The sequence below is a fragment of the Desertibacillus haloalkaliphilus genome (genome assembly GCF_019039105.1).
Lineage (GTDB): Bacteria > Bacillota > Bacilli > Bacillales > KJ1-10-99 > Desertibacillus > Desertibacillus haloalkaliphilus.
The window spans coordinates 21,705-34,939 of sequence record NZ_JAHPIV010000020.1 but is presented as its reverse complement, the minus strand read 5'-3'; the positions used below and the strand labels follow the sequence as shown (position 1 = coordinate 34,939).

Sequence of the window (13,235 nt, the reverse complement as noted above, 5' to 3'; positions counted from 1 at the left end):
GAACGGTCACGTAAGGCGTTGATCGTAACAACACCTTTGTTAGCGCTTACATTTTTAATGTTACTAACATATTTACCTTTGATAATCATCACCGGACAATTGACGCGTTTAGCGACTTTATGGCTCACGCTGCCAAGCACAAGTTGCTGCAGTTTGTTCTTACCACGACTGCCGACAATCATCAGGTCATAATTACCTTCATTTGCATGCTTGACGAGTGTTGGTCCAGGGGTGCCATGGAGAAAATGTGTGCGGTAACGAACACCTGCTTTTTCCATTAGTTTTTCAGTTGCAGTTACTTTTTTCTGACGACCTTGCCAGGCATCGATGGCGTTCCAATGTTCTAATACATCTGATTTTGCTTTTGCATGATCAACAACATAGACAATATCGATCGTTGCCTCACGGTTTAATGTCGCAATTTCAATCGCTTTAGTGGCAGCATTCACAGCATATGTGGAGCCGTCTGTCGCTAATAAAAGATTTTTGAACATGGTATACACCTCCAGGCATGATGTAAGGCTTTTCTTTCTATTATTTTATTCGCGATTAACAATACTATGCCCTTCCAACTTTTATTTAATAATCATCACAGCGCAGTTGGCACGTTTGGCCACTTTATGACTAACGCTACCGAGCACTAATTCCTGGAGGCGATTGAGGCCACGGCTACCTAAGAGAACGAGGTCGAAATCATTGTCGTTGGCATGTTTGACAATCGTTGGCCCCGGCTCACCTTGTAAAAATTCAACGCGATAATCGATGTCTGCTTCCTTAATTTTATCTTCTGTCGTTTTAATTTTTTCTTTACGCTTTTCTTGAGCGCCAAGTGTATTCCAGTTGTCGAGCACTTCCGATTTTGAGTTTTCGACGACATAAACGATATAGATGGTCGCATTTCGATTTGATTTGGCGACTTCGATGGCTTTGTCGGTTGCACGAATGGCGTGATCGGAGCCATCTGTGGCCAGTAAAATTTTGTTAAACATCTGCCTCCCCCTTTAATGACTACCTAGTTTGTGGCGAAGTTTTTCGACGAGAAGTGTACTCGCTTCATTCAGGCCTGTAATCGTAACCTCAGTTCCATTTTCCTCAAACTTTCCTATAATCTTTTCCATCGCTGCAACGGCAGAGTCATCCCAAATATGGGCGTATGTTAAATTTAGTTCGACTTCATTCAAGTCTTCTTTAAAATCAAAGCCCTCGATTGATTCTGTAACCGAAGCAAAAAATAATTGTCCTTTGATAAAATAAGTTCTCTTTCCTTTTTTGTCATCGAGTTTACTTTCTATACCCACTTTTGAAATTTTTGAAACGAAGAAGACGGCACTTAAGAGAATTCCGGCAAGTACCCCTTTTGAAAGGTCATGTGTCACGACAACGACAACGACAGTGACAACCATAACAATCGCGTCAGTAGCAGGTACGATAAATAATGTTTTTAACGAATTCCAATCAAACGTACTAATCGAGACCATTACCATCACACCTGCTAAAGCGGCCATTGGAATTTGGACGACAATATGGCCAAGGAGGATGATGAGTAGAATCAGCACGACACCGGCAATGAGAGTAGACAATCGACCGCGGCCGCCTGATTTGACATTAATGACAGATTGTCCAATCATCGCACAGCCGGCCATCCCGCCAAAGCACCCGGCAACGATATTGGCAATCCCTTGCCCGCGGCTTTCCCTATTTTTGTTTGAACCTGTATCCGTCATATCATCAACAATCGCCGCTGTAAGTAACGATTCAAGTATACCGACAACCGTTAACGCGAGTGCATATGGGAAAATAATCGCCATCGTTTCATAGGTAAATGGTACTTGTGGTAGCAAAAAGACCGGTAACGTTTGTGTTAACGAACCCATATCACCGACCGTAAATACGTTCAAACCAGAAAACATTGTAAATGCTGTCACCGCGATGATGGCAACAAGTGTTGAAGGAATTGCATTTGTAATATATGGAAATAGGTAAATGATCGCTAGCGTTACAGCAGCAAGCACTAATACAACCCCACCTTGACCGGTTAAATGTGGGATTTGTGATGTGAAAATCAAAATCGCTAATGCGTTAACGAACCCGACCATGACGGAACGGGGGATAAATTTCATAAAGCGTGCTAGTTTTAAAATACCGAAAACAATTTGTAAAACTCCTGTTAAGATAGTTGCTGCCAGCAAATATTCTAGACCGTGTTGCGCGACAAGGTCGATCATTAATAGTGCCATTGCGCCAGTGGCAGCAGAGATCATCCCGGGTCTGCCACCAACAAAAGCGATGACGATAGGGATTAAAAAGGAGCTATATAAGCCGACCATTGGATCGACTCCAGCAATAATTGAGAAGGCGATCGCTTCTGGGATTAAGGCGAGGGCGACAACAATCCCAGCTAGAATATCACCTTTTATATTACCGAACCATTCTGTTTTAACTGTATTCATATTGATCACCCTTGAATTACGTAGTTGTTTTTCTATTTTCTGAACGTATTCGAATTTTTATGGCATGAAATTTCTCCAAGTTAGGTTAGAAGAGCAAAGGCTATTACTGGGATATTTTACATGACCAGCTTTTATAAAATATGGTTACTACTATTTACGAGAATACATTTGAAAGGAGAAGATCAATGAAACAAAAAAACCGGTGGTTAATAGCTCTATCTGCGATTTTTATACATTTATCGATTGGGTCGGTGTATGCCTATAGTGTCTTTCAAACACCAATGGTGGAAGAATTGGGGTGGACAGGGGCTAATGTGACCGTAGCCTTTACGATAGCGATCTTTTTCCTCGGGACATCGGCTGCTTTTTTTGGAAGGTTTGTTGAAAAACGAGGGCCACGTGTGTCTGCGTTTGTCGCAGCTGTTTTGTTTAGTGGAGGGTTAATTGGAACAGGTCTTTCAATAAGTGCTGGCTCTTTATATGGATTCTACTTAACGTACGGGGTCATCGGTGGTTTTGGTCTTGGAATCGGTTATATTGCACCTGTATCAACGCTCGTTAAGTGGTTTCCGGACCGTCGTGGGTTAGCAACGGGAATGGCCGTATTTGGTTTTGGTGCAGGTTCATTAATTGCCAGTCCTGTTGCTGCGTCATTAATTGAAATGATGGGGTTAACCATGACCTTCTATCTACTTGGAGGCGTTTATTTTATCTTAATGGCTTTAGGTGCATCTTATATTGCGAGACCACCAGAAGACTGGATGCCTGCCTCTCAAAAAGAGCAAACAGATGAAGGGAAATTGGTCAAAAAAGAGGACCTCTCACAGCTGACAGCTAACGAAGCGATTAAGACCAAACGATTTTGGCTGTTATGGTGGATGATGTTTATCAATATTTCTGCAGGGATTATGTTGATTGCTGTCGCATCGCCTATGGCCCAAGAAACGGTTGGAATGTCGACGATGGCTGCAGCGACAGTAGTTGGTGTGATGGGGCTTTTCAACGGTGGGGGCCGTATTGCGTGGGCATCATTTTCTGATTACATCGGACGTGAAAATGTTTACCTATTATTCTTTATTGTTCAGGTTGTTGCCTTTTTAATTTTACCAATGGTGACGAATGCGATCATCTTTCAAATTTTAATGTACCTGATTGTATCGATGTATGGTGGCGGGTTTGCTTCGCTACCGGCATTTATCGGTGATATGTTTGGAACGAAGCAATTAGGTGCGATTCATGGATATTTATTGACGTCATGGGCGGTTGCCGGTGTCGTTGGACCAACAATTGTTTCTACGATTCGAGAAACGATGGGCAATTATGATTCTGCATTTTATATTTTTGCTGTGCTATTGGCGACGGCATTAGGTGCGGCTTATCTAACCAAGAGAGATATTAATGGGATCCGACAAGAAAAATTAAAATTGGCAAACCAAAGTTAGAGCGGGTTCCGTTCTAACTTTGTGGTATGAAATGAAACAAAAGGGAAAAACTTGATAATAGAAAAATAAAGTAGAGATGGCAGGTGATAAGATGAACGAGCAACGTTTTTCAATCCATATTAATGGAAAAGAGCACCAAGCAAAACCGGGGCAATCCATTTTTGAAGTGGCAAAGCAAGGAGACCTCTATGTTCCAGGTATTTGTTCCTCACAGCCTGATCTTGGGTTTGGTACGATACAAACGTGTGATACGTGCTTTGTTGAGGTGAATGGCGAACTCCAGCGTTCCTGTTCTACAGAAGCTGAACCAGGGATGACGATTCTTACATTATCTGACCGTGCGAAAGAGGCACAAAGAGAAGGGATGCAACGAATTTTAAAAAATCACGAGCTGTATTGTACGGTTTGTGATAATAACAATGGGAACTGTGTTGTACATAATACGGCGGAGTATTTGGAGATCGAACACCAAAAATATGAATTTAAACCGAAGCCGTACCCAGCAGATAATTCACATCCGATGTATCGTTATGAACCAGATCAATGTATTCTATGTGGGCTTTGTGTTGAGGCCTGCCAAGACTTACAAGTGAGTGAAGTGTTAAGTATTGATTGGAAACGTGAACAACCACGGGTGATTTGGGATGATGATGTACCGATAAATGAGTCGTCTTGTGTTTCTTGCGGTCATTGTGTATCTGTTTGTCCTTGTAATGCCTTAATGGAAAAATCAATGCTAGGGGAAGCAGGGTATATGACCGGGATGCCAAAAGACGTGCTTGAACCGATGATCGACCTAACAAAAGAAGTTGAACCTGGCTATAAAGAAATATTCACCATTTCTAATGTTGAAGCAACAATGCGTGAAGACCGAATTGATAAAACTAAAACGGTTTGCACATATTGCGGTGTTGGCTGTAGCTTTGAAGTTTGGACGAAAGATCGTGACATTTTAAAAATCCAACCACAGCCAGATGCTCCTGTTAACGGGATCTCTACGTGTGTCAAAGGAAAATGGGGCTGGGATTTTGTCAATAGTGAAGAACGCCTAACGAAGCCGTTAATTCGAAAAGGAGATACGTTTGTTGAAGCGACGTGGGATGAAGCACTAACACTTGTGGCTTCAAAACTGCAGGAAACAAAAGATACGTATGGTCCTGACTCACTAGGGTTCATCTCCTCCTCAAAATGTTCAAATGAGGAAAATTATTTGTTTCAAAAACTATCTAGACAAGTGATGCAAACCAATAATGTTGATAACTGCTCGCGTTACTGTCAATCACCGGCATCAGCGGGGTTAATGCGCACAGTTGGTATTGGTGGCGACTCTGGCACCATTGATGATCTATCGAGTGCTGATTTAGTGTTTATCATTGGTGCAAATCCAGCTGAATCACATCCAGTTCTTTCTACTCGTATTAAACGTGCTCATAAATTACGCGGCCAAAAATTAATTGTTGCGGATTTACGTAGACATGAACTAGCAGAGATGGCTGATCTGTTCTTACATCCACAGCCATCCACCGATATTATTTGGATTCAAGCTGTTACGAAATATATTATTGATCAAGGCTGGGCCGATACAGATTTTATTAATGACCGGGTAAATGGCTATGACGAATTCGTTGAATCACTTGAGGAATACACACTTGATTATGCGGAGCAAGAAACTGGGTTAAGTAAGGATCGGCTCATTGAACTTGCCACGATGATTCATGAAGCTGACACAATGTGTATTGGCTGGGCAATGGGTGTGACCCAGCATATTGGTGGAACAGAAACAAGTACAGCCATTTCTAACTTACTATTAGTAACAGGAAACTACGGTAAGCCGGGAACGGGCGCATACCCATTACGTGGACATAACAATGTTCAAGGTGCGTGTGATTTTGGAACGATGCCAGCATGGCTTCCAGGGTATGAACCAGTTGAAAATGATGAAGTAAGAGGGAAATACGAGCAAGCGTGGGGCACGACTTTACCGAAAAAGCCAGGCTTAAACAATCACCAAATTGTTGAAGCGATTCATGATGGAAAGGTAAAAGGGATGTATTTGTTCGGTGAAGATATGGGCCTCGTTGACGCAAACATTAATCATGTTCATGCTGCATTTGAAAAGCTCGATTTCTTCGTTGTCCAAGATATCTTTTTCTCGAAGACATGCGAGTTTGCCGATGTGATCTTACCAGCGGCACCAAGTTTAGAAAAAGAAGGGACATTTACAAATACGGAGCGACGCATCCAGCGCTTCTATCAAGTGTTAGAGCTGCTTGGTGACAGTAAGCCGGATTGGGAAATCTTCCAACTAGTAGCTAACCGTCTAGGGGCGAATTGGAACTATGCTAGCCCGAAGGAAGTCATGGACGAGGTGGCAAGCATTACAAGTATCTTTGCTGGTGTTAGTTATGATCGACTAGAAAATTGGGAGAGTCAATTATGGCCAGTGAAGAAAGATGGAACAAGCACACCACTTTTATATGAAGATAAGTTTGCATTTAACGACGGTAAAGCAAAGCTATTCCCGGTTCAGTGGCGTCAACCATTTGTTCCTGGAGACGAATATGACCTTCACCTTAACAATGGCCGATTATTGGAGCACTTCCATGAAGGAAATATGACGTATCAATCAGAGGCAATCACTCATAAAGTGCCGGGGCCATGGCTAGAAATATCACCTGAACTTGCGAAAGAGCGTGAGATCGATACAGGCGCCTTAGTTCGCTTAACGTCACCTTATGGCGAAGTGGAAATTCGTGTATTAGTAACGGATCGGGTCAAAGGCAAAGAATTATACTTACCAATGAATTCACGGGAAGAGTTATCAGCTGTGAATGCATTGACAAGTAGCTATCACGATAAGATTACGCACACGCCGGCGTACAAAGAAATGAGTGTGAAGATGGAGGTTCTTGAGGTAGAAGGAGATTCGCCATTACCGCGGCAAAATTACCGGTTCGGTAATCGTCAACCACAGCTTGGGGTAAAGGTAGAAGAAAAATGGGACCGCGATGATTACACTCCGATATCTGAACTGATTGAAAGTGAGGGGGGCGACTATGGCAAAACAGATCACGCAAATTGAAAAACAGACACCATCTGAAGTAGAAGAACGTGCAGAGGCGATTAAGAAGCTTGTTGATATGACAGCAGACAACCATGAATCTTTAATGACCTTCATGGAAATTATCGAGGAACTTCATGAAGCAGGCATTCTCGATATGGTAAAAGGGTTACTACGGACGCGAGATAAGGTTGGTGCCTTGGCTGTCGAGCAAATGAATCAACCGACGATGCATCGCGTGATTCGGAATGGAACGAGCGCGTTTCAATTTTTAGGACGAATGGATCCGGATCAACTTGAGCAGATGCTAAACGGTGTATCTCAAGGGCTAGACAAGACGGCAGACCGTACTGGTAGACAGGAGCCTATCGGTCTATGGGGTATGGTAAAACAAATGCGAGATCCAGATGTTAATGCTTCAATGACAACACTACTCGGATTCTTACAGGGAATGGGCCAAGAGTTTAACAAAAAAACAGCTCAATAAAATGTAGGCACTGACTTGAAAAGGAGGGGTAGATTGGAAACGCGGAAAATTTCAATCGTTAATTTGGCAAGCCAAGAAGACGCGGAGAAGGTTAAGCAAGTACTTCGAGATGTATGGGGCATTCGAGGTGTTGACATCAACGTTGATAAACGTGAAGCGATTGTGTCCTTTGACGCAAAGGCGGCTTCGTTCATTGATTTTCAGCAAGCTATAGCTGATTGTGGATACCAGCTTGAAAATCCAGAAGGTGATATCAAACAAGATGAATTCTAGGAGGGGGTCCTATTGCGACGAATTTGCGAAGTTTGTGGTCGAACCGATGAGGCAATGGAAGAGAAGTTAGAGCATGATCTGCTTGATGTTTGCGAAAACTGTACTGGCGAGCTAACGTCGTATTTCAATGAATTATCTGAAAGCTAATCCTTTAAATCAAACTTGGGGGAACGAAAGGTTCTTCTAAGTTTGGTTTTTTATTGTAAGGGGCGAAACAATGGATAAACCAATTATAATTAAACGACCTGTATATACATATGACCGGGGAACATTTATTTCGAAATCTGAGAAGGTTGTCACTGAATATCCATTAACGATTCAAATCCATGGTGAAGAGTTTGCAACGGTCGTTTGTACCCCAAAAGAGTTGGAAGAGATGGTTGTTGGCTTTTTAGCCTCGGAAGGGATTATTCGTATGTACGATAAAGATGTGAAATCACTGTCCATTGATGAGGGACGTGGGATGGCGTATGTTACGTTGAATCATAAGCCAGATGTGAGCTTACACTTACATTCAAAACGATTTATTGGTTCCTGTTGTGGGAATAGCCGACAATCTTTTTACTTTCATCATGATGTACGAACGGCGAAAACGTCTCTTTCTACGATCACCGTTTCTGCTGAAAGTTGTTTTCAGTTAATGGAAAGTTTGCAACAACATAGTGATGTTTTCAAGGAAACGGGTGGCGTTCATAGCGCGGCCATTTGCAATTCATCTACCTTATTAGTGATGAGAAGTGATATTGGTCGTCATAATGCCCTTGATAAGCTCTACGGCTATTGTTTAATGAATAAAATATCAGTCAGGGATAAAATTTTAGTTTTTAGTGGGAGAATCTCATCTGAGGTTTTACTAAAAGCAGCAAAGATTGGTATTGGTATCGTGTTATCAAAATCAGCACCAACAAACCTTGCTCTTGAAATGGCTGAGGAGTTAAATATGACAACTGTTGGCTTTATTCGTGGAACGAGAATGAATATTTACACACATCCGGAACGAATTGTTGTGTGAGTAATAAAGGCAAGCAAATCAAAAAAAGGCATGGAAGGGGCTTTAATCGTTACAATTTTAAAAGTCCTATGATGAGTAGTTTCTCATCATAGGACTGATAGTGAGGTCTATAACAGGTTTACCTAATCAACTTCTTTGGGTGTCTTTTTAACATGACAAAAGGAATAAATCACTTTTTGTTATTAAGAAAGTTGATCAGGTCTAGATGGTGTTGAAATGTTGGAAAGTGCTTGTTCTGCTTCATTTTGATAAATGTTTTGGACAGCTAGGTCACCAAGTGCAACCATACCGACAACACCGTTGTTGTCAACAACAGGAAGACGACGTACTTGGTTTTGTGCCATCATTTGTGCTGCTTGATGAACATCCATTGTCGGAGAACCTGCTGTTACGCCTGCAGTCATGCACTGAGATACAGGTGTGTTTGCTGCACTCCCTTGTGCTGTTGAACGGAGCGTGATGTCACGGTCAGTGATGATCCCACGTAATTGACCGTTTTCAACAACAGGAATGGAACCAATGTTATATTGGCTCATTAAAGCCGCTGCTTCTTGCACCGATTGTTGCGGTGAAACAGAAACAACATTTTTAGACATAATTTCATTTAAAGTTTGTGCCATTTGGCATACCTCCTTTACAAAAGCTAGTATGTGTTAAACGACATGAAAACATGTATGTGATTAAAAAGCTAAGTTGTTCTAGAATAGTGGTAATTTCCTACATAACCATCCCTTTCACATAATGTAAACTGAATTTTCTGAATTTATCATTATGAACTTTTTGTGAAAAGAACAATATGTAGGAGAAAAAAAGAGAAAATCAAAGAAAAACCATAATGACGTACGCTTACATCGCATTTTTCAAAACCTGTATCCTGTGATATAGTTCACTTTGTTGAAAACGGACCCTGACTTTCGTGAGAGTCGAAAGTCACTAATTTACTAAAAGTGATTGTTCAAGAAGGTGGATAAACAGACCCGAGTAGTTTGACGATGTTTTCACCAAACTTTTTGAACATCTCTTAAAAAATTGAATAGAAAGAGGTGCTGTCTTGAATTTAGAAGCAATTAAGCAAGAATGGTTTGGCAACGTGAAGGGAGACATTCTTGCCGGCATGGTTGTTGCGCTAGCACTTATTCCTGAAGCAATCGCATTCTCTATCATTGCCGGTGTAGACCCGATGGTAGGATTATATGCATCGTTCTGTATAGCGGTTGTGATCGCCTTTGTCGGTGGTCGCCCAGGGATGATTTCTGCGGCAACAGGTGCAATGGCATTATTAATGATTACGTTAGTTGCTGAACATGGCTTGGAGTATTTATTGGCTGCGACGATTTTGACAGGTATTTTGCAAATCATTTTCGGGGTATGTAAACTTGCGCGTTTTATGAAGTTTGTTCCTCGATCGGTGATGGTAGGGTTTGTTAATGCGCTCGCGATTCTTATTTTTACGTCGCAATTACAACATTTTGTTGGTGAGACGTGGATCATGTACTCGTTAGTAGCGCTGACATTAGCAATTATTTACATTTTACCTCGGTTCACAACAGCGGTACCATCTGCGCTAGTAGCGATTGTTGTCGTTACAGCAATAGCGGTTATCGCTAATGTTGGCGTGCGTACCGTTGGTGATATGGGAGAATTAACTCAAACATTACCGGTGTTTGCGTTACCGAATATCCCGCTAAACCTTGAGACTCTAATGATTATTTTCCCTTATTCATTGGCACTAGCGATTGTTGGTATCCTTGAGTCGTTATTAACAGCGTCAATTGTTGATGATATGACGGACACAGACAGTGATAAAAACAAAGAAAGTCGTGGTCAAGGGATTGCTAATATCGTAACGGGTTTCTTTGGTGGTATGGCAGGTTGTGCGATGATCGGACAATCTGTGATCAACGTCAAATCTGGCGGTAGAGGACGACTTTCTGCGCTTGTTGCTGGTGTCTTCTTGATGTTCTTAATTGTCGTTCTCGGTGGGCTTGTTGTGCAGATTCCAATGGCCGCACTTGCCGGAGTCATGATTATGGTTTCGATCGGTACATTTGACTGGAATTCATTACGTACACTGCACAAAGTACCACGTACCGATGCGGCAGTTATGGTCGTTACTGTCGGTACAGTCGTTGTGACACATGACTTATCTAAAGGGGTTTTAGCTGGGGTTGTCTTAAGTGCCATCTTCTTTGCAGCGAAGATCTCGAAGGTTCATGTGACAACAATGATGGCTGAAGGTGGAACGAAAAAGGTTTACCGCGTTCGCGGACAGATTTTCTTCGCATCAGTGACTGACTTTATGGCTTCATTTGATTTTAAAGACGATGTTAAAGAAGTTGAAATCGACTTATCAGAAGCGCACTTATGGGATGACTCAGCTGTTGGTGCGATTGACAAGATTAAAATGAAGTATGATCAAAATGACACGAAAGTAACGATGATTGGTTTAAATAATGAAAGTTCGAAGTTAATGGATGAAATGGGAGGCACAACAGCCTCTGGTCACTAATGTTTAAAAATTGACACGTTGTCACATACAACGTGTCAATTTTTTATTATAGTCAGTTCAAAAAAGGAGCTCCCTGTTTGAATTGACTTGAAGCAATGAACGCAGCGAGTGGAGCCATTGCAAAAAATGCTCTATAATGGGAATGTAGGATTCGAGAGGGGGAATCGTTGTGAAAAACTTACTATTAGCTGCAGATGGCTCAGAGCACTCGATTCGAGCAGCGCAAAAAGCGGTTGAACTAGCGAAATTGAGTGGGGATGCAAAAATCACCATCGTTTATGCGATTGATGGGGCAACGTCTAAAGCGGATGTATTGCATAACACCGATAAACTGATCATCGAGAAAAAGCGTAAAGAGAAGCTTCAAGAGGTTGAAGATACCGTAAAACAAGCAGGTATTGAGGTTGAGCTAAAAATGCTTCAAGGAGAGCCAGGGCCAACGATCGTTGACTTTGCAAACGAGCATGATTTTGAGTATGTCATCATCGGTAGCCGTGGGTTAAATAAGCTCCAAAGTATGGTACTTGGAAGCGTAAGCCACAAGGTTGCTAAGCGTGTACAAGCACCTGTGATGATTGTGAAATAAGATTTCTAACAAGGATTGTCTTCAATCATTAGATGAGGACAATCCTTTTATATGCTCATGAGAGTCGTGCCGGTAGATCATTACTTCTTACAAACAGCGACACCGATTGGGTAGCGAACGCCAGGTCTAGGAGGCTCAAAGGTGACGTAACGTTGGTAATAAAATTCGACCTCGCTAAAGTCTGTAAATAACTCTTTAAATTCGTCTTCGGTTAACTGATGATAATGATAAGGCTCGGAGCTTGGGACGCCTCGTCCTCTTCCAAATGGTGTCGAGAGGACGAGTGTTCCGCCTTTATTTAACAACTGGTACATGTTTTTGACAAATAGCTGGTCATCGCTGACGTGCTCAATCGTTTCGAAGCTTAAAATCGTATCAAATGTTCCGATCTTTTCAGGGAGATCAGGATCGAGCGCATTCCCTTGTTTAAAGTGCACGCGTGGGTGGTAGTAGTTCTTTTTCGCATAGTCAAGTGTGTCTGGGTCAAGTTCAACGCCAATCACTTCATCCACTTCAGTATTGCGTGTTTTGGCGATCATGACACTTCCGTAGCCTGTACCAGAAGCGATATCTAAGACCCTTCCGTTCGCATACGGTGTGGAAAAGTAATAGCGGGCTAGGTGTTCAAGTAACATTCCATTTGTCGGTTTCATTTCTTTTGGAATAATACGTTCACCAGTATCTTTTAACAATTGTTATCACCGCTTTTATGTAGGTTAGTTTTTGATATCATAAGGCACATTTGCCATTATCTCTATTATAATTGATATTGATGGTAAGTAAACGATTGGTATAGGAAAATTTGCTATGGTATAGTAAAAGAGAATGTTCAAAAAGGGGGGTTCTTCCTTTTTTTGAACAGACTTATAGCAATGAGCAAAGCCGCTACAGGTTGTAAGCCTCTAGGAGCGGTTTACTCCAGTAGGCCAGTCGGATCAGTCCCTATGTTTAATTTAAAATGGAAAGGGAGTATTCGCTTGAGTAAGTTACAATACTTGAATGATTCTGAGTTAGAAAAGGTTCGTGAGTTGAAGGTTCGGATCAACCGCTCAGGGTCTTATGATGAAGCGAAAAAGTACTTTACTGAAATTACATTGATTATTGAGCGGGCAAGAGTTAGGGAAGCGGTGAAGAAAGATTAGACCCGAGCCTCTTCCGTGATGAACAGAGAATATGATAGAGAAAGCTTAGTTCAAGAGCGAACTGAGTTTTTTTGCGGTGGTGAACCGTAACGTTTTAGGGAAGAGGGCCCTTTAGAGAGTGTCAGAAACGATTTAAAGGAAAATAACTTATTCGGATGCTGGGACAAAAGGTTGGTTTTTATCTTTTGTTCCACCTCTTTTTTTCTTTTTTAGAGGATTTTATTAAAAACCACCAAGAATAATCGGTTTAGTTTAAAAAAGTTCATCTAATTG

General features: G+C 41.7%; 13 protein-coding genes and 1 pseudogene. 9 read left to right on the top strand and 5 right to left on the bottom strand.

What is annotated here, in order from left to right:
• Positions 1 to 77 precede the first annotated feature (77 nt).
• From KH400_RS18910 to KH400_RS18900, 3 genes and pseudogenes are all read right to left on the bottom strand, one after another.
• Positions 78 to 494: pseudogene (locus KH400_RS18910) on the bottom strand (universal stress protein); the annotation flags it as partial.
• 81 nt (positions 495 to 575) lie between these two features.
• The gene (locus tag KH400_RS18905) at positions 576 to 989 is read right to left on the bottom strand and encodes a universal stress protein (protein ID WP_217227372.1); all 414 of its coding nucleotides are present in this window, start codon (positions 987 to 989) and stop codon (positions 576 to 578) included.
• Positions 990 to 1,001: 12 nt separating this feature from the next.
• Positions 1,002 to 2,450 carry a SulP family inorganic anion transporter gene (locus tag KH400_RS18900; protein ID WP_217227370.1) on the bottom strand — a complete coding sequence of 483 codons (1,449 nt, stop codon included), beginning with the start codon at positions 2,448 to 2,450 and terminating at the stop codon, positions 1,002 to 1,004.
• A gap of 185 nt (positions 2,451 to 2,635) precedes the next feature.
• On the opposite strand from KH400_RS18900, the gene KH400_RS18895 reads away from it, so the two are divergent.
• From KH400_RS18895 to fdhD, 6 genes are all read left to right on the top strand, one after another.
• Positions 2,636 to 3,892: an L-lactate MFS transporter gene (locus KH400_RS18895; RefSeq protein ID WP_217227368.1), complete on the top strand. Its 1,257-nt coding sequence runs from the start codon at positions 2,636 to 2,638 to the stop codon at positions 3,890 to 3,892.
• A 91-nt stretch (positions 3,893 to 3,983) separates the two neighbouring features.
• Positions 3,984 to 6,974, top strand: a complete 2,991-nt coding sequence (fdhF, locus tag KH400_RS18890; protein WP_217227367.1) for a formate dehydrogenase subunit alpha — start codon at positions 3,984 to 3,986, stop codon at positions 6,972 to 6,974.
• Complete coding sequence (locus KH400_RS18885) at positions 6,949 to 7,440, top strand: helical membrane plugin domain-containing protein (RefSeq protein WP_217227366.1); 492 nt, start codon at positions 6,949 to 6,951, stop codon at positions 7,438 to 7,440. Before fdhF ends, KH400_RS18885 begins: the two co-directional genes overlap by 26 nt.
• 33 nt (positions 7,441 to 7,473) lie before the next feature.
• A complete protein-coding gene (locus KH400_RS18880; RefSeq protein ID WP_217227365.1) occupies positions 7,474 to 7,713 on the top strand; it encodes a heavy-metal-associated domain-containing protein in 240 nt (79 codons plus the stop codon).
• A gap of 12 nt (positions 7,714 to 7,725) precedes the next feature.
• Positions 7,726 to 7,860 carry a hypothetical protein gene (locus KH400_RS25370; RefSeq protein WP_281418750.1) on the top strand — a complete coding sequence of 45 codons (135 nt, stop codon included), beginning with the start codon at positions 7,726 to 7,728 and terminating at the stop codon, positions 7,858 to 7,860.
• Between the two features lie 70 nt (positions 7,861 to 7,930).
• On the top strand, positions 7,931 to 8,725 hold the full coding sequence (fdhD, locus tag KH400_RS18875; protein WP_217227364.1) for a formate dehydrogenase accessory sulfurtransferase FdhD: 795 nt from the start codon (positions 7,931 to 7,933) through the stop codon (positions 8,723 to 8,725).
• Positions 8,726 to 8,907: 182 nt separating this feature from the next.
• Here fdhD and KH400_RS18870 read toward each other — a convergent pair whose 3' ends face one another.
• Entirely contained in the window at positions 8,908 to 9,345 is a 438-nt protein-coding gene (locus KH400_RS18870) for a CBS domain-containing protein (RefSeq protein WP_217227363.1), read from the bottom strand.
• A gap of 431 nt (positions 9,346 to 9,776) precedes the next feature.
• On the opposite strand from KH400_RS18870, the gene KH400_RS18865 reads away from it, so the two are divergent.
• The gene (locus KH400_RS18865; protein WP_217227362.1) at positions 9,777 to 11,234 is read left to right on the top strand and encodes a SulP family inorganic anion transporter; all 1,458 of its coding nucleotides are present in this window, start codon (positions 9,777 to 9,779) and stop codon (positions 11,232 to 11,234) included.
• A 169-nt stretch (positions 11,235 to 11,403) separates the two neighbouring features.
• Entirely contained in the window at positions 11,404 to 11,820 is a 417-nt protein-coding gene (locus KH400_RS18860) for a universal stress protein (protein WP_312889270.1), read from the top strand.
• A gap of 80 nt (positions 11,821 to 11,900) precedes the next feature.
• On the opposite strand, the gene KH400_RS18855 is transcribed toward KH400_RS18860, so the two are convergent.
• A complete protein-coding gene (locus tag KH400_RS18855) occupies positions 11,901 to 12,512 on the bottom strand; it encodes a class I SAM-dependent methyltransferase (RefSeq protein WP_217227361.1) in 612 nt (203 codons plus the stop codon).
• Between the two features lie 285 nt (positions 12,513 to 12,797).
• Between KH400_RS18855 and KH400_RS18850 the strand changes: the two genes are divergently transcribed.
• Positions 12,798 to 12,962, top strand: coding sequence for a hypothetical protein (locus KH400_RS18850; RefSeq protein WP_217227360.1), 165 nt, complete (start codon positions 12,798 to 12,800; stop codon positions 12,960 to 12,962).
• The last annotated feature ends 273 nt before the right edge of the window (positions 12,963 to 13,235 follow it).

Excerpts from the sequence above, each read along its gene's own strand:
- KH400_RS18905 (WP_217227372.1), bottom strand. The coding sequence starts at position 989 with ATGTTTAACAAAATTTTACTGGCCACAGATGGCTCCGATCACGCCATT.
- KH400_RS18900 (WP_217227370.1), bottom strand. The coding sequence starts at position 2,450 with ATGAATACAGTTAAAACAGAATGGTTCGGTAATATAAAAGGTGATATT.
- KH400_RS18895 (WP_217227368.1), top strand. The coding sequence starts at position 2,636 with ATGAAACAAAAAAACCGGTGGTTAATAGCTCTATCTGCGATTTTTATA.
- fdhF (WP_217227367.1), top strand. The coding sequence starts at position 3,984 with ATGAACGAGCAACGTTTTTCAATCCATATTAATGGAAAAGAGCACCAA.
- KH400_RS18885 (WP_217227366.1), top strand. The coding sequence starts at position 6,949 with ATGGCAAAACAGATCACGCAAATTGAAAAACAGACACCATCTGAAGTA.
- fdhD (WP_217227364.1), top strand. The coding sequence starts at position 7,931 with ATGGATAAACCAATTATAATTAAACGACCTGTATATACATATGACCGG.
- KH400_RS18870 (WP_217227363.1), bottom strand. The coding sequence starts at position 9,345 with ATGGCACAAACTTTAAATGAAATTATGTCTAAAAATGTTGTTTCTGTT.